The organism is Serratia sp. BNK-10 (assembly GCF_047456065.1).
Classification (GTDB): domain Bacteria; phylum Pseudomonadota; class Gammaproteobacteria; order Enterobacterales; family Enterobacteriaceae; genus Serratia; species Serratia ureilytica.
On the sequence record NZ_CP179894.1, the window covers coordinates 4,603,225 to 4,626,738 of the forward strand.

The window sequence follows — 23,514 nt, forward strand, 5'->3', positions numbered from 1 at the left end:
TAGTCAGCGCTGGCCGTAATAAGCGCCGGCGCCATGTTTGCGGCTGAAATGTTTCGCCGACAGGTGTTCATCGATCCGGCGCAGGCCGGGGTTAATGCCCCGGCTGATCCACGCCATCTTAGCCACCTCCTCGAGCACCACCGCGTTATGCACCGCCTCATCCGGCGAGCAGCCCCAACTAAACGGGCCATGCTGATACGCCAGAATGCCGGGAATGTGCAACGGCTCGCGCCCGCACAGGGTTTCGATAATCACCTGCCCGGTGTTCAATTCATATTCCCCCGCCACCTCTTCCGCCGTCAGCGCGCGGGTGCAAGGAATGTCGCCGGAAAAATAGTCGGCATGGGTGGTGCCAAACGCCGGTATCGCCTCACCCGCCTGGGCCCAGGCGGTGGCGTGAGTGGAGTGCGTATGCACGACGCCGCCGAGTTGTGGGAATGCCCGGTACAGCGCCAGATGCGTCGGCGTATCGGATGAAGGCCGCAGTTGCCCCTCAACAACCTCCCCTCGCGCATTCACCACCACCATATCTTCCGCCCGCATCGTTTCATAAGGCACGCCGCTGGGTTTTATCACCATCAGATCGCTGGCCCGATCGATGCCGCTGACATTGCCCCAGGTATAGGTCACCAGCCCGTGCTCAGGCAGCGCCATATTGGCTTTGTAGACCTGCCATTTCAGTTGTTCCAGCATGTTAGCTCCCTATTTCCAACCCGGCCTCTGCCATGCGTTCAACCACCCAGGCACGCGCCTCCCGCACCGCCTGCAGCGGGTCGGGCGCCTTCTCGCTCCACATTTCGAGCAGATAGGGGCCGCGATAGCCGCTCGCAAGCAGCGTTTCGAAGCAGCGGGTGAAATCGACCACGCCCTCGCCGAACGGCACGTTCTTAAACTCTCCCGGCCGCGTATCCTTAACGTGCACCGCTACGATATGCCCGCGTCCGGCTACGAGCTCCATCTGCACATCGTTGTCCCAGGCAGACAAATTGCCGATGTCCGGGTACAGCTGAAACCATGGGTTATTCAGGTAGTGGACATAACCCAGCGCCTTGCTGATCGAATTCATCAGCGCATAATCCATGATTTCCATCGCCAGCATGACCTGCGCACGGCTGGCCATCTCCACCGCCTGCGCCAAGCCGGCGCGGAACCGGGCGCGGGTCTGCGCAGTAGCCTGTTGGTAATAAACGTCATATCCGGCCAGTTGGATCACCCGTATGCCGGTATCCTGCGCCAGCCGGATGGCCTTGCGCATGATCTCCAGCCCCCGCTCGCGCGTCCTGTCGTCTTCACTACCCAACGGAAAACGCCGATGGGCGCTAAGGCACAAAGAAGGGACGCGCACACCGCTGGCCGCAACGGCGCCGAGCAGCGCCAGTCGCTGCTCGCTGTTCCAATCCAGCCGCGCCAGACGGCCGTCGCTTTCATCGATCGACATTTCAACGAAATCGAATCCCAACTCCCCCGCCAGTTGCAAGCGCGTCAGCCAGTCCTCGCCCGGCGGCAACGCCTTCTCGTAGATGCCCAACGGTACGGATTTTTGCAACATAACCGCTCCTCAGCCCCACAGTTGGGCGATGACGCGTTTAAATTCCCGCGCCGCCGCGACCGGATCGGCGGCATCGCGAATGCTGCGCCCGGCGATAAAAACATGGATGGGAATGCCCCGGAACAGAGGCAAATCCGCCAATGACAATCCGCCGGTAACCGTCACCTTGAAACCCATCTCGCTCAGGCGATGAACCGCGCGGATATCGTCATCGCTCCAGGCGACGCCCGCCGCCTGCGCGTCACGGCTGCGGTGATACACCACCTGACCAATACCCGCCTCACGCCACGCCTGCGCCTGTTCCCAGGTCCAAAATCCCGTCAGTTCGATCTGCACGTCGCCACCGAACTCATGCGCCACCTGCAGCGCGCCCTTGGCCGTATTGATGTCAGCGCAGCAGATCACCGTGATCCAGTCGGCGTGTGCCTCGAAGCACATCCGCGCCAAAATTTGCCCCGCATCGGCGATTTTCGCGTCCGCCAACACGATGCGATCCGGATACAGCGCTTTCAGATCGCGCACGGCCCGTACGCCTTCCGCCACGCACAAAATAGTGCCGACCTCAATGATGTCGACTTCGGCCGCGATCAGGCGCGTCGTATTGTAAGCCGCGGCCATGGACAGGTTATCCAGCGCCACTTGCAGCATCGGTAAATGCGTTTTCATTGCATGTCTCCTTCAATTCGCCGCCGCCGCGGACGTTTTGTCGATTAACGCCAGTACCTCGCTCGCCCGGCGACAGGCCCGCAAGCGATCGAAGTTCGCCTCATCTTCGAACAGGTTAACCACTTGCATGATGCCCACCTCCTGATGCGTTTTGGCGTCCACCGCCGCCATGGTGATCAAGATATCTATCGGATCGTTGTCCTCATCGCCGAAGCACACCGGCGTTTTCAAGGTGACCAAGGCGAAGCCGGTTTTCAGCACCCCTTCCTCCGGCCGACCATGCGGCATCGCCAGGCCGGGCGCCAACACGAAGTAAGGGCCGTGCCGTTCGACGCCGGCCAGAATGGCGTCGAAATAGCGAGGCTCCACCACGCCGGCGGCCACCAGCAGATCGACCCCCAGCCGCACCGCCTGACGCCAGTCGGCAGCCTCCGCCTGCAGGTGAATAGCGTTGTTCTGCGCCAACGAATCGCTCAGCTTCATGACTCGCTCCTCACTGCTTCAAATCTTGCGGAAAATGCGCGCCGATGACTTCCATCAGCTTCGGACCAAAGTCGGCCGCCGAGAGCATATTGCGCACCCCGACCACGTATTTGTTGCCGCTGACGACGATCTCATCCGCGACATGGGTGGAAGCGATGATGATGTCAGCCCCGCTCAACTCGGATTTGTATTCCCCCACCGCACAGCTGTTGACCGAATGATCCACGCCTTGCTGCGTTAAAAATTGGTCGACTTTCATTTTCATGATCATGGAACTGCCTTGTCCGCAACCGCACACCGCCAGGATTCGTACCGTCATAATCTGCACTCCTATTAACGTGACGCTGGTTCAACCGATTGTTTTTCAGCATCTTCCTCCGCGCGCAGGGTGCGCCCGGCGAAGAACATGTACAGCAGCGCGATGGCGATCACCACGCCCATAAACCACAGGCCGAAGCTCAGCCCTTGCATCAGCGGCGGCGCCAGAATCGACCAGTCCGCCATTCCCATCCAGGCGCTCAGCCCGGTCAGCTTGATGGCCCACACGCAGCCCAAGATCTCTATCATCCCCATCACCAGGCAGATCTTCATCGCCGCGCGCCAGCCGCCAAAGTGGTTAGCGAACACGCCGATGGTGGCGTTAGAGAAGAACATGGGAATGAAACCGGGGATGATCATGATGGAAGCGCCGCACGCCAGGAGGATGCCGACGGCGATCAATTGGCCGATGGTGCCCCACATAAAGCCCCACACCACGGCGTTGGGCGCGAAGCTATAGATGGCGGCGCAGTCGATGGCCAGTACCGCACCGGGGATCAGGCGTTGGGAAATCCCATTGAAGGCCTCGGTCAATTCGGCGACGAACATGCGCACGCCCTGCACGATGATGAAAATCGCCACCGCGAACATCAGCCCGGTTTGCAGGATATAGATGCTCCAGTGGGTTTTACCGGCCATCGCCTGCAGGGTATCCAAGCCGAACGAGCAAAGAATGATGCCGAAGAACAGCGTCATCACGATGGCGGTGGAAACGATGTTGTCATGGAAAATATTCAGCCACCCAGGCAGCTTCAGATCTTCCACGCTGTCCTCTTTTTTACCGAGATACGGCGCTGCCTTATACGCCAGCCACGAAGCGAACTGCTGTTGGTGCCCAATGGAGAAACCGCTGTTTTCCGTCACCGCCTGCGTCGGTTTGAACATCATGTTGGACGTGATGCCCCAATACAGTGAAGCCAACAGCGCGCTGCATAATACCGTTGTCCACATGCCGTAGCCCAGAATGTAGAAAAATACCGCGATCAACCCCACCTGCTGAAACATGATATGGCCGGTAAGCATGATGGTGCGGATGCCGGTAATGCGCCTCAACAACACGTAGAGTATGTTCAGCGCCAGCGCCAGCAAGACCGCGTAGCCGACCCAGCTATAGGCCTCCCCCATCCGATCGATGGTGGCCATCATCGAGGCATAGGTATCTGAAATCGCCCCGTTGATGCCGTACACCTCGGACAGCTTCGCCACCACCGGTTTGAACGTGCCGGTCAGGATGCCGGAACCGGCTTGCAGCAACATGAAACCGATAATGGTTTTGATCGTGCCTTTGATAATGACCGCCGCGCTTTTGCGCAGCAACGTGTAACCCAGCAGCGTAACCAGCCCCAACAGCAGCGGCGCATTGGTCATCACCTGGTTAAAAAAGACGGTGAAGATGGTGTAAAGAGTTTCCATACGGCTCTCCCGAAAAGGTTGGCATGCTGGTAACGCCTTCACCATACCAATCACAAGAAATCACAAAAAGATCATAAATGATTATTTGTGAACAACCTCGCAAGTTAAAAATCAATTCCACTAACATTCAATGAATTAGACGGCTTACATTTTATTACTCATTGAATTTAATAGCAGTTAATCAAACAAAAAGGAGATGAAAGGACGGCGCACCACGTAAATCCGGCGGTGTTATCGTGTATTTCGATCGTTGTCAGTTGAAAAAAACGGTGCTAGATTCGATCAAAACGAATCACATAAAATCTTTAAATGATTATTTGTGATTGCATTATCACCGCCAACGAGGAACGACCCATGAGTAAAGTCAACGACATCACCCGCGAATCCTGGATATTGAACACCTTTCCCGAATGGGGCACCTGGCTGAACGAAGAGATAGAGCAGGAGAAAGTTGCGCCCGGCACCTTCGCCATGTGGTGGCTGGGCTGTACCGGTATCTGGCTCAAATCGGAAGAAAGCGCCAATCTGTGCGTCGACTTTTGGTGCGGTACCGGCAAGCAGAGCCACGGCAACCCGCTGATGAAAACCGGCCACCAAATGCAGCGAATGGCGGGAGTGCGCAAGCTGCAGCCTAACCTGCGCATTACCCCATTCGTACTGGATCCCTTCGCGATTACCCAGCTCGACGCCGTCTTGGCCACGCACGACCACAACGATCACATCGATGTGAACGTCGCCGCGGCGGTGTTGCAAAATTGCGCCGCCACCGTTCCGTTTATCGGGCCGCAAAGCTGCGTGGATATCTGGATTGGTTGGGGTGTGCCGCCTGAGCGCTGCATCACCGTCAAACCTGGCGACGTGATAAAAATCAAAGACATTGAAATTCATGCGCTGGACGCCTTCGATCGCACGGCGCTCATCACACTGCCGGTGGAACAAAAAGCGGCGGGCGTTCTGCCGGACGGCATGGACCTGCGGGCGGTCAACTACCTGTTCAAAACGCCGGGCGGCAACCTTTATCACAGCGGCGATTCCCACTACTCCAACTATTACGCCAAGCACGGCAACGATCATCAGATCGATGTCGCCCTCGGTTCCTACGGCGAGAACCCGCGCGGCATTACCGACAAGATGACCAGCGCCGACATCTTGCGCATGGCGGAATCGCTGAACGCCAAAGTCGTGATCCCCTTCCACCATGACATATGGTCGAATTTCCAGGCGGATCCGCAGGAAATTCGCGTGCTGTGGGAAATGAAGAAAGACCGGCTCAAATACGGTTTTAAACCGTTTATCTGGCAGGTTGGCGGCAAGTTCATCTGGCCGCGGGATAAAGACAATCTGGAGTACCACTACCCGCGCGGTTTTGATGATTGCTTCACCCTCGAACCCGATCTGCCCTTCAAGTCTTTCTTGTAATCAACCGGTGTTGCATACGGATGCGCGCTTTTGAACGGGAATGATTCAAATCGTCAAACGGCGCGCATATAATCATAGGCAACGACGTTTTCTCTCTCCGACGGAGCCCGCATGACAGAGTCCCAACGCCACAACGCCATTCTCGATCTCTTGCAGCGCAAGGGGCAAATCTCCGTGGCGGACGTCATCGCGGCGTTTGACATCTCTCCGGCCACCGCGCGCCGGGACATCAACAAACTGAATGAAATCGGCAAATTGCGCAAAGTGCGCAACGGCGCCGAAGCCACACAAACTCCGCGCCCGGCCTGGACGCCGCTCAATATCCACCAAACCCAGCATCTGGACGAAAAAATGCGTATTGCGGCGGCCGCGGCACAGCTCTGTCAGCCGGGTGAAAGCGTGGTGATCAATTGCGGCTCCACCGCATTTCTGTTGGGCCGTGAAATTTGCGGCAAGCCGGTTCAGGTGATCACCAATTATCTGCCGCTGGCCAATTACCTGATCGAGCAGGAACACGACAGCGTGGTGATCATGGGAGGCCAGTACAACAAAACCCAGTCGATTACTCTGGCGCCCCAGGACGGCGACGCCACCCTGTACGCCGGGCACTGGATGTTCACCAGCGGTATCGGCCTCACCGCTGACGGCCTGTATAAAACCGATATGCTGACCGCGATGGCGGAACAGAAGATGCTCAACTACGTCGGTAAACTGGTGGTGCTGGTCGACAGCAGCAAAGTCGGCCAACGCGCCGGCATGCTGTTCAGCCGTACCGAGCAAATCGCCATGGTGATCACCGGCCGCGCCGCCGATTCGGCGATCGTTGAGCAACTGCGTCAACAAGGGGTAGAAGTGCTGCTGGTGTGAGAAAACCACAAGCTTGCTCTGGTCTTAAACGCCGCAGAGTTGGTTACAATAGCGGCGTCCCCCAATAATGAGGCAGTCAGCAGTATGGAACAGTTCGAAGCGATCAACGTTGAACAGGCTTACAGCCGCTGGAAAGAGGGCAGCGCCGCCCTGGTCGACATCCGCGATCCGCAAAGTTTTGAAGCCGGGCATACGCCGGGCGCCTTTCACCTCACCAACGCCACCCTGTCGGCCTTTATGCAGCAAAACGACTTCGAGCGGCCGGTGATGGTGATGTGCTACCACGGCAACAGCAGCCGCAGCGCGGCGCAATACCTGCTGCACCAGGGGTTCGACGCGGTCTACAGCATCGACGGCGGCTTCGAGGCCTGGGCCCGTCAGTATCCGCAAGACGTGGAAACCTCTGCCTGATCCCCGCCGCCCGCCGTGCGTCGGCGGGCTTCCCCTTCGTTTTTATGCGCGTTTTCGCGGGTTTTTCGCAGATCCGTTTGCCAGCGCTCAGGATTTCGACGTTATAATCGGCCGTCAGGGTCGCCGGCGCGCAAGCGGCGGCCAAAATCATTCACTTACGACGGAAGAGCAATGGTTAGAGTAATCGCCGTATCCAACCCGCGCCTGGCGCTGGCCTTTGTCGACTATATGGCGACCCAGGGCATCCGGCTTGAGCTGCGCAACAGCGGCGAGGCGGCGGAAATCTGGCTGGCCGACGAAGGTCATCTCGAGCAGGTGCAACACGAGCTGCAGCAGTTTCTGGTCGATCCGCTCAACCGCCGTTATCAGGCCGCCAGCTGGCAGACCGGCCATACCGACGCCGGCCTGCACTATCAGAGCGAGTCCTACCTGCACACCCTGCGCAGCAAAGCCGGGCCGCTGACGCTCGGCGTGATGGTGCTGTGCATCGCAGTCTATATTCTGATGCAGGCGCTCGGCGACGATACCGTGATGTACTGGCTCTCCTGGCCGCAGGACAGCAGCCAATACACCCAGCTGTGGCGCTGGATCAGCCATGCGTTCCTGCATTTCTCCCTGCTGCATATCCTGTTTAACCTGATGTGGTGGTGGTATCTCGGCGGCCAGATGGAAAAACGCCTCGGCGCCGGCAAGCTGTTCGTGCTGGCGGTGGTGTCGGCGTTCTTCAGCGGCTGGGCGCAATCGCTGTTCAGCGGCGCGCTGTTCGGCGGGCTGTCAGGCGTGGTCTATGCGCTGATGGGCTATGTCTGGCTGTCGGGCGAACGGGCGCCGGAGCGCGGCCTGATGCTGCCGCGCGGCCTGATGGTGTTCTCGGTGCTGTGGCTGGTGGCCGGATATTTCGATATTTTAGGAATGTCGATCGCCAACGCGGCACACGTAGCCGGTTTAGTGTTAGGGTTATTGATGGCATTTTGGGATACGCGTCATCGCGCACACAACGAACAATAACAGCCGGGAGCTATGCCCAGCGGGCATAGCGGGCGTTTTAGGGGATTATCGTGAAGCAAACACAGCGTCATGACGCAATTATCGAGCTGGTGCGCCTGCAGGGTTACGTCAGCACGGAAGAGCTGGTCGAGCATTTTGACGTCAGCCCGCAAACGATTCGCCGCGATTTGAATGACCTGGCCGACCAGAACAAGATCCAGCGTCACCACGGCGGCGCGGCGCTGCCTTCCAGCTCGGTCAACGCTGCCTATAACGATCGCAAGGTGATGTGGTCGGAAGAGAAAGCCCGCATCGCGCAGCGCGTCGCCAGCCAGATCCCGGACGGCGCCACGCTGTTCATCGATATCGGCACCACGCCGGAGGCGGTGGCCCATGCGCTGATGAACCACAAGAACCTGCGTGTGGTCACCAACAACCTTAACGTCGCCACCCTGCTGACCGCCAAAGAAGACTTCCGCCTGATCCTGGCCGGCGGCGAAGTGCGCACCCGCGACGGCGGCATCATGGGCGAAGCCACCCTGGACTTCATCTCCCAATTCCGTCTCGATTACGGCATTCTCGGCATCAGCGGCATCGATATGGACGGCTCGCTGCTCGAATTCGACTATCACGAAGTGCGCACCAAACGCGCGATTATCGAAAATTCCCGCTGCGTGATGCTGGTGACCGACCACTCCAAATTCGGCCGCAACGCCATGGTCAACCTGGGCAACATGAACCTGATCGACTACCTGTTTACCGACCAGCTGCCGCCGCCGAGCGTGATGAAAATCATCGAACAGTACGACGTGCAGCTGGAGCTGTGCTGATTCGGCCCTAACCTGCGGGGCGCGCCGCCGCCCCGTTTCATCCCTTTAACCCCCTCACCGACAGCCGTTTGCGCGCCCGCGCCATATCCATGCTACTTGTGTGACTATCATCACCAAACTGTTACCTCTATCACGCCTAAATGTTTTTGTTTGGTTAAGTCTTGGCTTGCTTGTTGGTTTTTGATTACAATCATGAGCGAAAACGAACATGAAAGAGCTATTTCGAACATCTGGAGGAAGATGACGTGGAAACCAAAGACTTGATCGTTATCGGTGGCGGCATCAACGGTGCCGGCATCGCGGCGGATGCTGCCGGGCGCGGGCTGTCGGTACTGCTACTGGAAGCGCAAGACTTGGCCTGTGCTACGTCTTCCGCCAGTTCCAAACTGATCCACGGTGGCCTGCGCTACCTGGAACACTACGAATTCCGTCTGGTGAGCGAAGCGCTGGCCGAACGTGAAGTGCTGCTGAAACTGGCGCCGCACATCGCGTTCCCGATGCGTTTCCGCCTGCCGCACCAGCCGCATCTGCGTCCGGCCTGGATGATCCGTATCGGCCTGTTCCTGTACGATCACCTGGGCAAACGCACCAGCCTGCCGGGCAGCAAGGGGTTGCGCTTTGGACCAGAATCGGTGCTGAAGCCTGAACTGAAGCGCGGTTTCGAATATTCCGACTGCTGGGTCGACGATGCTCGCCTGGTAGTGCTGAACGCGCAGGAAGTGGAAAAACGCGGCGGCGAAGTGCGCACCCGCACCAAAGTGACCCGCGCATGGCGCGAAAACGGCCTGTGGATGGTGGAAGCGGTCGATATCGACAGCGGCAAAACCTTCACCTGGCGCGCCAAAGGCCTGGTGAACGCCACCGGCCCATGGGTGAAAAACTTCTTCGACGACGGCCTGAAGCTGAAATCGCCTTACGGCATCCGTCTGATCAAAGGCAGCCACATCGTGGTGCCGCGCGTGCACGATCAGCCGCAGTCTTACATTCTGCAGAACGAAGACCACCGCATCGTGTTCGTGATCCCGTGGAATGACGAGTTCTCCATCATCGGCACCACCGACGTGGAGTACAAAGGCGATCCGAAAGACGTGAAGATCGACGAGAACGAAATCGCTTATCTGCTGAAAGTGTACAACGATCACTTCAAGAAGCAGCTGGGCCGCGACGACATCGTCTGGACTTACTCCGGCGTGCGTCCGCTGTGCGACGACGAATCCGATTCACCGCAGGCGATCACCCGCGATTACACGCTGGACGTGCACGACGAGCAAGGCAAGGCGCCGCTGCTGTCGGTCTTCGGCGGCAAGCTGACCACCTACCGCAAGCTGGCCGAACATGCGATGGAAAAACTGGCCCACTACTACCCAGGCTGCGGCCCGGCGTGGACCAAAAACGCCACGCTGCCGGGCGGTGACATCGACGGCGACCGCGACGGTTACGCGGCCAAACTGCGCCGTGCGCACGGCTGGCTGCCGGAAGCCCTGGCGCGCCGCTATGCCCGCACCTATGGCAGCCAGAGCGAGCTGATCCTGGCCGGCGCCAACGGCCTCGCCGATCTGGGCGAAGATTTCGGCCACGGTCTGTATGAAGCCGAACTGCGCTACCTGACCGAGAAAGAGTGGGTCGTGGAGCTGGACGACGCTATCTGGCGCCGCACCAAGCTGGGAATGTGGCTGGACGAAGCGCAGCAGGCGCGCGTGAAAGCCTGGCTGGCGGAACACGCGAAAACGAAAGCGCTGTCGCTGGCTTCCTGAGCCGCAGCGTAACGAAAAAGGGCCGGTTATCCGGCCCTTTGCTTTTTTCCCTGCCCCGCTTTACAGCTTCACCGGCTTAATGTGCCAAATTTCATCCGCATATTCCTGAATGGTGCGATCGGATGAGAAGTAACCCATATTGGCGATATTCAGCACCGCGCGCCGCGTCCACTCGTCCTGATTGAGATACACCTCGTCCACCTTGTCCTGCGTGTCCACATAGCTGCGGTAATCCGCCAACAGCTGATAGTGGTCGCCGAGGTTCACCAGCGAGTCGAACAAATTGCCATAGCGCTTCGGCTCCTCAGGGCTGAACATGCCGGTGGCGATCTGCGTCAGCGCCTGATGCAGCTCTGGGTCTTGCTCGTAGTACTGGCGCGGGTTGTAACCGTTGCGGCGCAGTTCCTCGACCTGCTCGGCGGTATTGCCGAAGATAAAGATGTTCTCCTCCCCCACGTGCTCGCGCATCTCGACGTTGGCGCCGTCCAGCGTGCCGATGGTCAGCGCGCCGTTCAGCGCGAACTTCATATTGCTGGTGCCCGAGGCTTCGGTGCCCGCCAGCGAGATCTGTTCCGACAGATCCGCCGCCGGGATGATGATCTGCGCCAGGCTGACGCCGTAGTTCGGAATGAACACCACCTTCAACTGGGTATGCACGCGCGGATCGTTGTTGATCACTTTGGCCACGTCGTTGATCAGGCGGATGATCTGCTTGGCGGCATAGTAGGCCGAGGCCGCCTTGCCGGCGAAGATCACCACCCGCGGCACGCGCTCGATATCAGGGTCGGCCAGTAAACGGTTATACAGCGTGATGACGTGCAACACGTTGAGCAACTGCCGTTTGTACTCGTGAATGCGTTTGATCTGCACGTCGAACAGCGCATCCGGGTTAACCACCACGTTGAGCGTTTTGGCGATGTACAGCGCCAGCCGCTCCTTGTTCTGCCGCTTGGCGCGCTGCACCGCCTGCAGGAAGCTCGGGTAATCGATGTTGGCCTTGATCTCGCTCAGCTGGCTGAGATCGGTGCGCCAGGTTTGGCCGATGCAGTCGTCCAGCACCGCCGCCAACGGCGGGTTGGCCAGCGCCAGCCAACGACGCGGCGTCACCCCGTTGGTTTTGTTGCAGAAACGAGTCGGGAACAGCCGGGCGAAGTCGGCGAACAGCGACTGCACCATCAGTTCGGAATGCAGGGCGGAAACGCCGTTGACCTTGTGGCTGGCCACCACCGCCAGCCACGCCATGCGCACCCGACGGCCGTTGGTTTCGTCGATGATCGAGACCCGCGCCAGCAGATCGTTGTCGCCTGGCGCCACCTCCTGCACCATTTTGAGGAAGTGATCGTTGATCTCGAAAATCAGCTGCAGATGGCGCGGCAAGATGCGGCCAAGCATGTCCACCGGCCAGGTCTCCAGCGCCTCACTCATCAGCGTGTGGTTAGTGTAGGAGAATACCTGCTCCACCACTTCCCAGGCGTCGAGCCACTTGAACTTGTGCTCGTCGATCAGCCGGTGCATCAGCTCCGGAATCGACAACACCGGGTGAGTGTCGTTGAGGTGAATGGCGATCTTGTCCGCCAGGTTGTCGAAGGTTTTGTGCATCAGCCAATGGCGATTGAGAATATCCTGCACCGTGGCCGACACCAGGAAATACTCTTGTCGCAAGCGCAATTCACGCCCGGAGGAGGTCGAATCGTCCGGATAGAGCACGCGCGACACGTTCTCCGAATGGTTTTTATCTTCCACCGCCGCGAAGTAATCGCCCTGATTGAACTTGCCGAGGTTGATCTCGTTACTGGCCTGCGCGCCCCACAACCGCAGCGTGTTGGTGGCGTCGGTGTCGAAACCGGGGATCACCTGATCGTAGGCGATGGCCACGATCTCTTCGGTCTCCAGCCAGCGGGCCTTGGCCCCCTCCTGCTGCACGCGGCCGCCGAAGCGCACCTTGTAGCGGGTGTTATGGCGCGGAAACTCCCACGGATTGCCGTACTCCAGCCAGTAGTCCGGCGATTCCATCTGTTGGCCGTTGACGATGTTCTGCTTGAACATGCCGTACTCATAGCGAATGCCGTAGCCGCGCCCCGGCAGCGCCAGCGTCGCCAGCGAGTCGAGGAAGCAGGCCGCCAGCCGGCCCAGACCGCCGTTGCCGAGCCCGGGGTCGTTCTCTTCCTCCAGCAGCTCCGCCAGGTTCAGCCCCATCTCGTTCAACGCGTTGTCGATGTCCTGATAAATGCCCATCGACAGCAGCGCGTTCGACAACGTGCGGCCGATCAGAAACTCCATCGACAGGTAATACACCTGCCGCACGTCTTGAGACAGCTGGGCGCGGTTGGAGCGCAGCCAGCGCTCCACCATGCGATCGCGCACCGCGAACAGGACGGCGTTGAGCCAGTCGTGGCGGTTGGCGATCGCCGGATCCTTGCCGACGATAAACATCAGCTTATAGGCAATGGAATGTTTCAGCGCTTCCACACTGACCGTAGGTGAGGTGTAACTAAACGGTGAAGTCATGGCTTTTAATCCCTAATGGGGAGCCCAGCCATCCGCCGCGGAATAGCTGGCCCCGCTGAACATGGGCGCGGTACGCTGCGCCCCGACAATCTACCCTTACGGTTGCCCGCCGCGCGTCAACTCGCGACGCGAATCGCGGGCTACAAGCGTTGATAAAGCGATAAATACTCTTTCGCCGCCACCGGCCAGCCGAAGTCCACGCTCATGGCGTGGCGCTGAACGTGGCGCCAGTGTTTCGGCCGGCTCCACAGCACCATGGCGCGGCGGATGGCGTTGCCCAGCGCGACGGCGTCGCAATCGTCGAACACGAATCCGCTGGCGGTGCCGTCGGCCAGGTTCTCCAGCGCGCAGTCCACGACCGTGTCCGCCAGCCCGCCGGTGCGGCGCACCAGCGGCAGCGTGCCGTATTTCAGGCCGTAGAGCTGCGTCAGGCCGCAGGGCTCGAAGCGGCTCGGCACCAGAATGACGTCGGCGCCGCCGATGATGCGGTGGGAGAAGGATTCGTGATAACCGATCTGCACGCCGACCTGCTCAGGGTAGTCGGCGGCGGCGGCCAGAAACGCCTGCTGCAGCACCGCGTCGCCGGCGCCCAGCAGCGCCAACTGCCCGCCCTGCGCCAGCAATTCGGGCAACGCCTGCAGCACCAGATCGAGGCCTTTCTGGCTGGTCAATCGGCTCACCACCGCGAACACCGGCAGCGATTCGTCCACCTTCAGCCCCATGGCCTTTTGCAGATGCAGCTTGTTTTTGACCTTGCTTTTCAGATCGTCGGCGTCGTAGCGGGCGCTCAGCCGCGGGTCGTGGGCCGGATCCCAAATCTTGTCGTCCACGCCGTTGAGGATGCCGCTCAACCTGCCTTGCCGCTGCCGCTCCTGCAGCAGCCCCTCCATGCCGTAGCCAAACTCCGGCCGGGTGATCTCGCGCGCATAGGTCGGGCTGACGGCGGTCACGTGGTCGGCATAAAACAGCCCGGCCTTGAGGAACGACATCTGGCCGTAGAACTCCAGGCCATAGACATCGTAAAACGACGCCGGCAGCCACAGCTCGGTCACGTGATGGGCGGAGAACAGGCCCTGATAGGCCAGGTTGTGCACGGTGAACACCGAACGCGCCGGGTGACCGTTGGCGGCCAGATAGGCGCAGCTCAGGCCGGCATGCCAGTCGTGGGCGTGCACCAGCTGCGGACGCCAGTAGCGATCCAGCCCCTTGGCTAATTCGCAGGCCATCCAGCCCAGCAGCGCAAAGCGCCGGTGGTTGTCGGGGTAGGCGTACATGGACTGATCGTGGTATGGGCTGCCCGGCCGGTCATACAGCCAGGGCGCATCGATCAGGTAAATGCCCACGCCATGGTAGGTGCCGTAACGCAGGCCGACACGGCCGGCGAACGAGTCTATCTCCGCCACCAGCACGGTGTCGGGTATGCCGTTGCGTACGTCAGGGAAAGCGGGCAATAGCACCCGAACATCGGCGCCTTCGGCGATTTGCGCCGCCGGCAGCGCGCCAACCACGTCTGCGAGTCCGCCCGTTTTCAGCAGGGGGAACATTTCAGAACATACGTGTAAGACCTGCATTATCACTCCTGAAAGTCGGCCGAAGGCCTCTGGATAAGAAATAAAGCAGGCTTGCCGCTGTTATGTGTGCCGCGTTGCGCAAGCCATCGAACCGTTCATCGGGCGGCAGGCTATCGTTCTGCCCCCCACGTTAACTCACAATTTTGACAACATTTCGCGCGTCACCAGCACGATGCCGCCTTCCGAGCGATAGAAACGCTTGCTGTCCTCATCGGCGTTTTCCCCGATCACCATGCCCTCCGGAATATGGCAGGCGCGGTCGATGATGCAGCGCCGCAGGCGGCAGGAACGGCCGACGTTCACGTCCGGCAACAATACGGTAGAGTCGATGGTGCAAAACGAGTTCACTCGCACGCGCGGGAACAGCACCGAATGCACCACCACCGAGCCCGAGACGATGCAACCGCCGGACACCAGCGAATTCATGGTCATGCCATGGCTACCGGAGCGATCCTGCACGAACTTGGCCGGCGGCAGCGGTTCCATGTGGGTGCGAATCGGCCAGGCGCGGTCGTACATGTCCAGCTCCGGCGTCACCGACGCCAGATCGAGATTGGCGCGCCAGTAAGCGTCCAGCGTGCCCACGTCGCGCCAGTAAGGCGGCAAGTCGGGGTTGGACGTCACGCAGGACAAGGTAAACGGATGCGCCCACGCCGCCTGCTGCGCGGTGATTTTCGGGATCAGATCCTTGCCGAAATCGTGGCTGGAGCCGGGGGTCGACATATCCTCTTCCAGCAGTTGGAACAGGTAGGCGGCATTAAAAATATAGATGCCCATGCTGGCCAGCGACATATCCGGGTTGCCCGGCATCGCCGGCGGATCGGCGGGCTTTTCCAGAAACTCGATGATGCGGTCGCTTTCATCCACCTTCATCACGCCGAATTCGCCGGCTTCGCTGCGCGGCACCGGCAGGCAAGCCACGGTGCACTGAGCGCCCTTCTCGACGTGGTCGATCAGCATGCGCGAATAATCCATCTTGTAGATGTGATCGCCCGCCAGGATCACCACGTATTCGGCCTCGTAGCGACGGATGATATCCAGGTTCTGGTACACCGCGTCGGCGGTGCCCTTGTACCAATGCTCGGTGCTGAGGCGTTGCTGGGCCGGCAGCAGATCGACGAACTCATTCATCTCCTCGTTGAGGAACGACCAGCCGCGCTGAATGTGCTGCACCAGCGTGTGCGACTGGTATTGGGTGATCACGCCGATGCGGCGGATGCCGGAGTTCAGGCAGTTCGACAAGGCGAAGTCGATGATGCGGAATTTGCCGCCAAAGTGGACGGCGGGCTTGGCGCGGGTGGAGGTCAAATCTTTCAGACGTGAACCGCGGCCGCCGGCCAGGATCAGCGCTACGGATTTAATCGGCAGCTGGCGCGCCAACATCAGGGGGTCTTTATTTTCAAACCTAACCATAGCGGACTCCTTTTATTATTTCCGTACCAGTACGCAAAGCGAGCGCGCGGCCTGGTGCCAGGCGGGCAATACCGCCCGTGAGTCTTCCTGAGTGAACGGGGCGACAACCTGCCAATCGCCTTCCGGCAACCTCATCTCCGTCGTTTGCGGCGTGGCGTTGATCAGCAGCAGCCAGCGCTGCGACAGCAGGATCTGCATGAGCGGCTCGCCCTGCTCCCACTGCTGCGCGTCGAGCGCCTGCCCTTGCGCGTTCAGCCACTGCACGCTGCCGTCGTCCTGCTGCCACCAGCGGTCCTGCTGCAGCGCGGGGATCTGGCGGCGCAGCGCGATCAGCGCCGCGACGTAATCGGTCAGCGCGTCGTCCGCCGTGGCCCAATCGAGCCAGGTGGTGGCGTTGTCCTGACAATAGGCATTGTTGTTCCCCTGCTGGCTGTGTCCCTGTTCATCGCCGGCCAGCAGCATCGGCGTTCCCTGGGACAGCAACAGCGTGGCGAGCATCGCCCGCTGGCTGGCCCTGCGGCGTTGCACAATGGCGTCGTCGGCGACCAGGCCTTCGACGCCGTGGTTGTTGCTGAAATTGCGATCGCTGCCGTCGCGGTTGCCCTCGCCGTTGGGCTGATTGTGTTTCTCGTTGAAGCTGACCACGTCCTGCAGGGTAAAACCGTCATGGGCGGTCAGCATGTTGACGGTGGCGTAAGGCGCTCGCCCGCGCTGGTTATACAGATCGCTGGAAGCGGCAAAACGCCGGGCGAACTGGCCGAGCGATACGCCGCTCTGCAGCCAGAAACGACGCATGTCATCGCGGTAATGATCGTTCCATTCGGCGAAGCGGCCGGGAAACGCCCCTACCTGATAGCCGCCAGGGCCAATGTCCCAGGGTTCGGCGATCAGCTTGCAGCGCGACAGCACATCGTCCGCCAGCATCGCCTGGAACAGCGGCGCATCGCGATCGAACCCCGGCGTGCGGCCGAGCACGCTGCCCAGATCGAAACGGAAGCCGTCGACGTGGCACTCCCGCACCCAAAAACGCAGGCAATCCATCACCCAGGCCACGCCCTGCGGCTGATCCAACCGCAGCGTGTTGCCGCAGCCGGTGTCGTTGACATAGTCCCCTTCGGGCGTCAGCCAGTAGTAGCTCAGGTTATCGATGCCGCTCAGCGACAGCATCGGCCCGTCCATATCCAGCTCGGCGCTGTGGTTGAACACCACGTCGAGGATCACCTCGATGCCGGCTTGGTGCAGCGCCTTGACCGCATCGCGGAATTCGTTCAGCGGCGTGGCATCGGTGCTCAGGCTGGCGTAGCGGTTGTCCGGCGCATAGGGCGCCAGCACGTTATAGCCCCAATAGTTGATCAGCCCCAGCCGCTGCAGGCGCGGTTCGGAGGTATGTTGCTGCACCGGCAGCAGTTCCAGCGCGGTGATGCCGAGGCGTTTGAAGTGGGCGATCATCGCCGGGTGCCCCAATGCGGCGAAGCTGCCGCGCAGCGCCGGCGGGATCTGCGGGTGCAGCAGCGTCAGGCCGCGCACGTGCGCTTCGTAAATCACCGTCTGTCCCCAGGGCGTGGCAGGCGGGCGATCGTCCTGCCAGTCATACTGTTCGTCCACCACCACGCACTTCGGCATCAGCTCCGCGCTGTCGTGCGGGTCCGGCTGCTCGTAACCGCCGTGCAGGTGCGGGTGATCCGCCACCGGCCCTTCCACCGCGCGCGCGGCCGGATCGAGCGCCAGTTTGTTGGGGTTAAAACGCTGTCCGTTCGCCGGGTCAAACGGGCCGTAGACCCGGTAACCGTAACGTTGCCCCGGCCTGCCGCCCGGTAAGTAGCCATGCCAGATATCGCCGCTGCGCGCCGGCAGCGGCAGGCGCACTTCGCGCTGCTGGCCGTCGAACAGGCACAGCTCCACCCGCTCGGCGTGCGCCGAGTACAGGGTAAAGTTGATGCCTTCGCCGTCGTAATGCGCGCCCAGCGGCGCGGCGAGGCCGGCCGTCAGCTCCGTCATGGCGCCTCCCGCAGCAGATAAATGGTCGCCAGCGGCGGCAGCGTTACGCAGATGGAGAAGTCGCGGCCGTGGCTGCCGACCGCTTCGGAAGAGACCCGCCCCTGATTGCCGGCGTTGCTGCCGTGATAGTGGTGCGAATCGGTATTGAGGATCTCGCGGTAGTCACCGGCGCGCGAGAGGCCGATGCGGTAGCGGTAGCGCGGCACCGGGGTAAAGTTGCTGATGGCGATCAGCTCATTGCCCTGCGAATCGTAGCGCGCGAAGGCGAACACCGAGTTGTCGTGATCGTCGACCACCAGCCACTCGAAGCCGTCAGGCCGGTAGTCGCGCTCGTACAGTGGCGCCTGCTGCCGGTAGCAGTGGTTCAGATCGCGCACCAGCCGCTGCACGCCGTTATGCCAGTTATCCAACCCTTCCAATAAATGCCAGTCGAGGCTGGTATCGAAATTCCACTCGCGCCCCTGTGCGAATTCGCAGCCCATAAACAGCAGCTTCTTGCCCGGATGCGCCCACATAAAGCCGTAATAGGCGCGCAGGTTGGCGAATTTCTGCCAGGCGTCGCCCGGCATACGGTCGAGGACCGATTTTTTGCCGTGCACCACTTCATCGTGCGAGATAGGCAACACGAAGTTCTCGGTATAGGCGTACAGCATGCCGAAGGTCATCTGGTTGTGGTGATACTTGCGGTGCACCGGATCGCACTTCATGTAATTGAGCGTGTCGTGCATCCAGCCGAGGTTCCATTTGTAGTGGAACCCAAGGCCGTTGGCGTCCGGCGGCAGGGTGACGCCGGGATAGTCGGTGGATTCCTCCGCCAGCGTCACCGCGCCCGGCTGCGCCTGGCCGATAGTCTGGTTGGTATAACGCAGGAAGGCGATGGCCTCCAGATTCTCGTTGCCGCCGTAGTAATTCGGCACCCACTCGCCGTCGGCGCGGCTGTAGTCGCGATAGATCATCGACGCCACCGCATCCACCCGCAGCGCGTCGATGCCGAAGCGCTCCAGCCAATACAGCGCGTTGCCCGCCAGGTAGTTGCGCACCTCGTGGCGACCGTAGTTGTAAATCAGCGTATTCCAGTCCTGATGGTAGCCCTCGCGCGGATCGGCGTATTCGTACAGCGCAGTGCCATCGAAATTCGCCAGGCCGTAGGCGTCGCTGGGGAAGTGCCCCGGCACCCAGTCGAGGATCACGTTGATGCCCGCCTCATGCGCCGCCGCCACAAACGCCCTGAAGTCGGCCGGCGTGCCGAAGCGCCGGGTCGGCGCATACAGCCCCAGCGGCTGGTAGCCCCAGCTGCCGTCGAACGGGTGCTCGTTGACCGGCAGCAGCTCGATATGGGTGAATCCCATGTCCTTCACATAGTCGATCAGCTGCACCGCCAGTTCACCGTAGCTGAGCCAAAAGTGGTTATCGGTGTGGCGGCGCCATGAGCCGAGATGCACCTCGTAAATGGCGATCGGCTGGTCAAAATCGTTGGCGCGGCGGCGCGCCGGCGTCGACGGCACCACCTCCGGCAGCGGCGCCACCAGCGAGGCGGTATCCGGGCGCATCTGCGCCTCAAAGGCGTAAGGATCGGCTTTCAGTTGGGTATTGCCATAGCAATCGACGATTTCATATTTGTACAGCTGCCCGGCCCGCACGCCGGGCAAGAACAGCTCCCAGATGCCGTTCTCACGCCGCAGACGCATCGGGTGGCGGCGGCCGTCCCAGAAGTTGAATTCCCCCACCACCGAGACGCGCTGCGCGTTGGGCGCCCAGACCGCAAAGCTGACGCCGTCGACGCCATCCAGCGTGACGAGGTGAGCGCCCAGCCGTTCATAGGGGCGCAGGTGCGTGCCTTCGGCCAATAACCAGCTGTCGATATCCTGCAGCAGCGGGCCGAACCGGTAGGGATCGTCGACGATCTGTTGATGATCGCGCCAGCTGACCTGCAGCTGATAGCGGAAAGGATTTTTTCGCCGCGGCACCACGGCGCTGAAGAAACCGCGCGGATCGTCGCAGTTCAGCTGCACCAGTCGCCGGCCGGTTTGCTGTTCCACCAGCCAGACTGCGCCGGCGTCCGGCAGCAGCGCGCGCACTTGCAGACCGTTATCGGTCGCATGCATGCCAAGCAGAGCAAAGGGATCGGCGTAATGGCCGGAGATGATCTGATCAATCACGTCACGATCGGGAAGTACAGGCATAGTCTTCTTCCTTAGATTAACAGCATGATCTAAGCACGGCTTGTTGGTTATTCCTTGGCCGTTTTGGTCATCATGCAATGCATTCGGACTCTAAAGCGTGATTGCGGTCGGTTATTGACCAATCTTTACTCTGCCGACCTGAATTTCGCTCTTTATGCTTATTTTTTGAAATATTTCAGTCATGGTGAAAAAGTGTTCACCCCCTGCGTTAAGCATAGCCAATGTCTGTTAAAAACTGCTCGGCATTGGTGAGGAAAATTCTTCATTAAGAAAACTGCCAGCCTGACGGCATCTGCATGTGGCGGCCGACGAGAAGAGATGCGGGGTACAGCCCAATGAAACGAGACTTGCGATAACGCTGCCCGACGCGGCGCGCAGCGAACAAAAAAGCGGAAAATAAGGCGTTAGGGGGCTGAAAGCGCTCAGCCCCCAGGAAGTGCGGGTTTACAGCAGGATGCGCAGCATGCGGCGCAGCGGCTCGGCCGCGCCCCACAGCAGTTGGTCACCCACGGTGAACGCCGACAGGTACTCCGGCCCCATATTCAGCTTGCGCAGACGGCCGACCGGCGTATTCAGCGTGCCGGTCACCGCCGCAGGCGTCAGTTCGCGCATGGTCAGCTCGCGGTCGTTCGGGATCACGCGCACCCAGTCGTTGTGCGTCGCCAGCATCTGCTCAATTTCCGGCAGCGACACGTCTTTTTTCAGCTTCAGGGTGAACGCCTGGCTGTGGCAGCGCAGCGCGCCCACGCGCACGCACAGACCGTCGACCGGGATCACGCTGCCGGTGTTGAGGATCTTGTTGGTCTCCGCCTGGCCTTTCCACTCTTCGCGGCTCTGGCCGTTGTCGAGCTGTTTGTCGATCCACGGGATCAGGCTGCCGGCCAGCGGCACGCCGAAGTTGTCGGTCGGCAGTTTGCCGCTGCGGGTCGCCTCGGTCACCTTGCGTTCGATATCCAGAATGGCGGAGGCCGGATCCTGCAGCTCTTTCGCCACATCGGCGTGCAGCATGCCCATTTGGGTCAGCAGTTCGCGCATGTGGCGAGCGCCGCCGCCGGAGGCCGCCTGGTAGGTGGCAACCGACGCCCACTCAACCAGATCGTTGGCGAACAGGCCGCCGAGGGACATCAGCATCAGGCTGACGGTGCAGTTGCCGCCGACGAAGGTTTTGATGCCTTTGTCCAGGCCCTGCTGAATCACCGCGTGGTTGACCGGATCCAGAATGATGATGGCGTCATCCTGCATGCGCAGCGACGAGGCCGCGTCGATCCAGTAACCCTGCCAACCACTGGCGCGCAGCTTAGGATAAACTTCGTTGGTATAATCGCCGCCCTGACAGGTAATAATGATATCGAGCGCGCTCAGGGCGTCGATGTCATAGGCATCCTGCAGCGTGCCCTGCTGGCCGCCGAAGGCCGGCGCGGCAGAACCGTGCTGCGAGGTGGAGAAAAAGACCGGGCGAATGGCGTCGAAATCGCGCTCTTCCGTCATGCGTTGCATGAGAACTGAGCCGACCATTCCGCGCCAACCGATGAAACCAACGTTTTTCATGATATCTGTGTCCCGCCCGGATAAGGGCTTATTAGGTGATAACGAGTTGTGTGCAATATCTCCTCACCTTACAAAATGTCGGCGCGGGCGCAAAGTGAATTTATTCGATGGCTGGGGATTTCTCAGCAATCCTTCTTATATACCCGTCGTCTTTCAAACTGCAGCGTTGTTACCTGCACGTAGTTACGTGGCTCATCCGTGGGCCACGCCCCAAGGGGCCGCTGCGAGCAGCGTTCAAATCTGCTCCCGGCAGATTTGTCATACCCCAGTCACTTACTTGAGTAAGCTCCTGGGGATGCGATCGCTGGGCGCCTAGCTGCCATTTGAAATCCATAGGGTATAGGCAAGGACGCGGCCGAAAAGGCCGAGGCGTTTTCCCGATCACGAGGTCACCATGACAGAGATGATTTCCGCTACGGTATTGCTGTTTTTAATTATGGATCCGCTGGGCAACCTGCCGATTTTCATGTCGGTGCTCAAACACCTGGAACCGCGCCGCCGCCGCGTGGTGTTGATTCGCGAGCTGCTGATCGCCCTGCTGCTGATGCTGATCTTCCTGTTCGCCGGCGAGAAAATTCTGGCGTTCCTCAACCTGCGCACCGAAACCGTCTCCATTTCCGGCGGCATCATCCTGTTTCTGATCGCCATCAAGATGATTTTCCCCTCGCAGGAAGGAAACAGCTCCGGGCTGTCCGCCGGCGAGGAGCCGTTCCTGGTGCCGCTGGCGATCCCGCTGGTGGCCGGGCCGTCGATTCTGGCTGCATTGATGCTGCTGTCGCACCAGTATCCGCATCAGCTGCCCCATCTGGTGGCGGCGCTGTTGATCGCCTGGGGCCTCTCTGCGGCCATTTTGCTGATGTCGAACCTGTTCCTGCGCCTGCTGGGCAGCAAAGGCGTCAGCGCGCTGGAGCGGTTGATGGGGCTGATTCTGGTGATGCTGTCGACCCAGATGTTCCTGGACGGCGTGCGGGCTTACATGAAGCTGTAGGCGCCTGGCGGCGCCGACAACGGCCCGCGCTCAGCGGGCGGTAACGCGGCGAATATAGGCGAGCGTATCGGCGACCACGCCGTCCAGCGGCTGGTTGATGTCGATCGCTTGCACATCCGGCTCCTGCTCGCCCGGCTCTTCCAACGTGGCGAACTGCGAAACCAGCATCTGCGGTTTGAAGAAGTGACCTTTGCGCTGCTTCAGGCGCTCCTCGATCACCGACTGGTCGCCTTTCAGATACAGGAAATGCAGGTTGCTATTCCCTTCGCGCAGGCGGTCGCGATAGCTTTTCTTCAGCGCCGAGCAGACCAGCAGCGACACGGGATTGGTGCGTTGCATGGCGAAGATGGCGTCGTTCAAGGCCGCCAGCCACGGGGCGCGATCGTTGTCGTCCAGCGCATGCCCGGCAGCCATCTTGTTGATGTTGGCGCGCGGATGCAGGTAATCGCCGTCCAGCATGGCGGCATCGGCTTCCCGGGCGACGGCGCTGGCCACGGCGGATTTACCGCTGCCGGACACCCCCATCAGGATAAATACGTGATTCTGCGGATTACTCATTGTGTCATGCCCTTATGGGAACTGGCGCGAGCGCGCCAAATGCGTCCCAA

The 23,514-nt window shown here is 60.4% G+C and carries 20 protein-coding genes; 7 read left to right on the forward strand and 13 right to left on the reverse strand.

Annotated elements, in window-relative coordinates; genetic code table 11:
• Positions 1–3: 3 nt before the first annotated feature.
• The 6 genes from ACMGG9_RS22195 to ulaA are packed head-to-tail and all read right to left on the reverse strand — an operon-like array spanning position 4 to position 4,429.
• Positions 4–690 carry an L-ribulose-5-phosphate 4-epimerase gene (locus ACMGG9_RS22195; protein WP_033651798.1) on the reverse strand — a complete coding sequence of 229 codons (687 nt, stop codon included), beginning with the start codon at positions 688–690 and terminating at the stop codon, positions 4–6.
• Positions 691–694: 4 nt separating this feature from the next.
• Positions 695–1,549: an L-ribulose-5-phosphate 3-epimerase gene (locus ACMGG9_RS22200; protein WP_414161722.1), complete on the reverse strand. Its 855-nt coding sequence runs from the start codon at positions 1,547–1,549 to the stop codon at positions 695–697.
• Between the two features lie 9 nt (positions 1,550–1,558).
• Entirely contained in the window at positions 1,559–2,215 is a 657-nt protein-coding gene (locus tag ACMGG9_RS22205; RefSeq protein WP_033645299.1) for a 3-keto-L-gulonate-6-phosphate decarboxylase UlaD, read from the reverse strand.
• Positions 2,216–2,227: 12 nt separating this feature from the next.
• Complete coding sequence (gene ulaC / locus ACMGG9_RS22210; RefSeq protein WP_033645300.1) at positions 2,228–2,698, reverse strand: PTS ascorbate transporter subunit IIA; 471 nt, start codon at positions 2,696–2,698, stop codon at positions 2,228–2,230.
• A gap of 10 nt (positions 2,699–2,708) precedes the next feature.
• On the reverse strand, positions 2,709–3,017 hold the full coding sequence (gene ulaB, locus ACMGG9_RS22215) for a PTS ascorbate transporter subunit IIB (RefSeq protein WP_033645301.1): 309 nt from the start codon (positions 3,015–3,017) through the stop codon (positions 2,709–2,711).
• Between the two features lie 14 nt (positions 3,018–3,031).
• A complete protein-coding gene (ulaA, locus tag ACMGG9_RS22220; protein ID WP_033645302.1) occupies positions 3,032–4,429 on the reverse strand; it encodes a PTS ascorbate transporter subunit IIC in 1,398 nt (465 codons plus the stop codon).
• A gap of 354 nt (positions 4,430–4,783) precedes the next feature.
• Here ulaA and ulaG point away from each other — a divergent pair, with 354 nt between their 5' ends.
• The 6 genes from ulaG (at position 4,784) to glpD (ending at position 10,697) form a co-directional block, all read left to right on the forward strand.
• Positions 4,784–5,848: an L-ascorbate 6-phosphate lactonase gene (gene ulaG, locus ACMGG9_RS22225; RefSeq protein WP_414161723.1), complete on the forward strand. Its 1,065-nt coding sequence runs from the start codon at positions 4,784–4,786 to the stop codon at positions 5,846–5,848.
• Between the two features lie 111 nt (positions 5,849–5,959).
• Complete coding sequence (ulaR, locus tag ACMGG9_RS22230) at positions 5,960–6,715, forward strand: HTH-type transcriptional regulator UlaR (RefSeq protein ID WP_033651753.1); 756 nt, start codon at positions 5,960–5,962, stop codon at positions 6,713–6,715.
• Positions 6,716–6,799: 84 nt separating this feature from the next.
• Entirely contained in the window at positions 6,800–7,126 is a 327-nt protein-coding gene (gene glpE / locus ACMGG9_RS22235) for a thiosulfate sulfurtransferase GlpE (RefSeq protein ID WP_063991711.1), read from the forward strand.
• A gap of 171 nt (positions 7,127–7,297) precedes the next feature.
• Complete coding sequence (gene glpG, locus ACMGG9_RS22240) at positions 7,298–8,134, forward strand: rhomboid family intramembrane serine protease GlpG (protein ID WP_033651754.1); 837 nt, start codon at positions 7,298–7,300, stop codon at positions 8,132–8,134.
• Positions 8,135–8,184: 50 nt separating this feature from the next.
• Entirely contained in the window at positions 8,185–8,943 is a 759-nt protein-coding gene (locus ACMGG9_RS22245) for a DeoR/GlpR family transcriptional regulator (RefSeq protein ID WP_004930797.1), read from the forward strand.
• A gap of 245 nt (positions 8,944–9,188) precedes the next feature.
• On the forward strand, positions 9,189–10,697 hold the full coding sequence (glpD, locus tag ACMGG9_RS22250) for a glycerol-3-phosphate dehydrogenase (protein WP_004930801.1): 1,509 nt from the start codon (positions 9,189–9,191) through the stop codon (positions 10,695–10,697).
• A 60-nt stretch (positions 10,698–10,757) separates the two neighbouring features.
• Here the strand turns inward: glpD and glgP are convergent, their stop codons facing one another.
• The 6 genes from glgP to asd form a co-directional block, all read right to left on the reverse strand.
• Complete coding sequence (glgP, locus tag ACMGG9_RS22255; RefSeq protein ID WP_033645307.1) at positions 10,758–13,205, reverse strand: glycogen phosphorylase; 2,448 nt, start codon at positions 13,203–13,205, stop codon at positions 10,758–10,760.
• Positions 13,206–13,345: 140 nt separating this feature from the next.
• The gene (gene glgA / locus ACMGG9_RS22260; protein ID WP_033645308.1) at positions 13,346–14,776 is read right to left on the reverse strand and encodes a glycogen synthase GlgA; all 1,431 of its coding nucleotides are present in this window, start codon (positions 14,774–14,776) and stop codon (positions 13,346–13,348) included.
• Between the two features lie 135 nt (positions 14,777–14,911).
• Positions 14,912–16,189, reverse strand: a complete 1,278-nt coding sequence (glgC, locus tag ACMGG9_RS22265; protein WP_004930810.1) for a glucose-1-phosphate adenylyltransferase — start codon at positions 16,187–16,189, stop codon at positions 14,912–14,914.
• 15 nt (positions 16,190–16,204) lie between these two features.
• Positions 16,205–18,187, reverse strand: a complete 1,983-nt coding sequence (glgX, locus tag ACMGG9_RS22270) for a glycogen debranching protein GlgX (RefSeq protein ID WP_414161724.1) — start codon at positions 18,185–18,187, stop codon at positions 16,205–16,207.
• On the reverse strand, positions 18,184–20,370 hold the full coding sequence (gene glgB, locus ACMGG9_RS22275) for a 1,4-alpha-glucan branching enzyme (protein WP_033645310.1): 2,187 nt from the start codon (positions 20,368–20,370) through the stop codon (positions 18,184–18,186). The genes glgX and glgB overlap by 4 nt, the downstream gene beginning before the upstream one ends.
• A gap of 444 nt (positions 20,371–20,814) precedes the next feature.
• Positions 20,815–21,918, reverse strand: a complete 1,104-nt coding sequence (gene asd, locus ACMGG9_RS22280; protein WP_016930397.1) for an aspartate-semialdehyde dehydrogenase — start codon at positions 21,916–21,918, stop codon at positions 20,815–20,817.
• A 394-nt stretch (positions 21,919–22,312) separates the two neighbouring features.
• Between asd and ACMGG9_RS22285 the strand changes: the two genes are divergently transcribed.
• Positions 22,313–22,906 carry a YhgN family NAAT transporter gene (locus ACMGG9_RS22285; RefSeq protein ID WP_025159894.1) on the forward strand — a complete coding sequence of 198 codons (594 nt, stop codon included), beginning with the start codon at positions 22,313–22,315 and terminating at the stop codon, positions 22,904–22,906.
• Positions 22,907–22,936: 30 nt separating this feature from the next.
• Here ACMGG9_RS22285 and gntK read toward each other — a convergent pair whose 3' ends face one another.
• The gene (gene gntK / locus ACMGG9_RS22290; RefSeq protein ID WP_033651757.1) at positions 22,937–23,464 is read right to left on the reverse strand and encodes a gluconokinase; all 528 of its coding nucleotides are present in this window, start codon (positions 23,462–23,464) and stop codon (positions 22,937–22,939) included.
• Positions 23,465–23,514 lie beyond the last annotated feature (50 nt).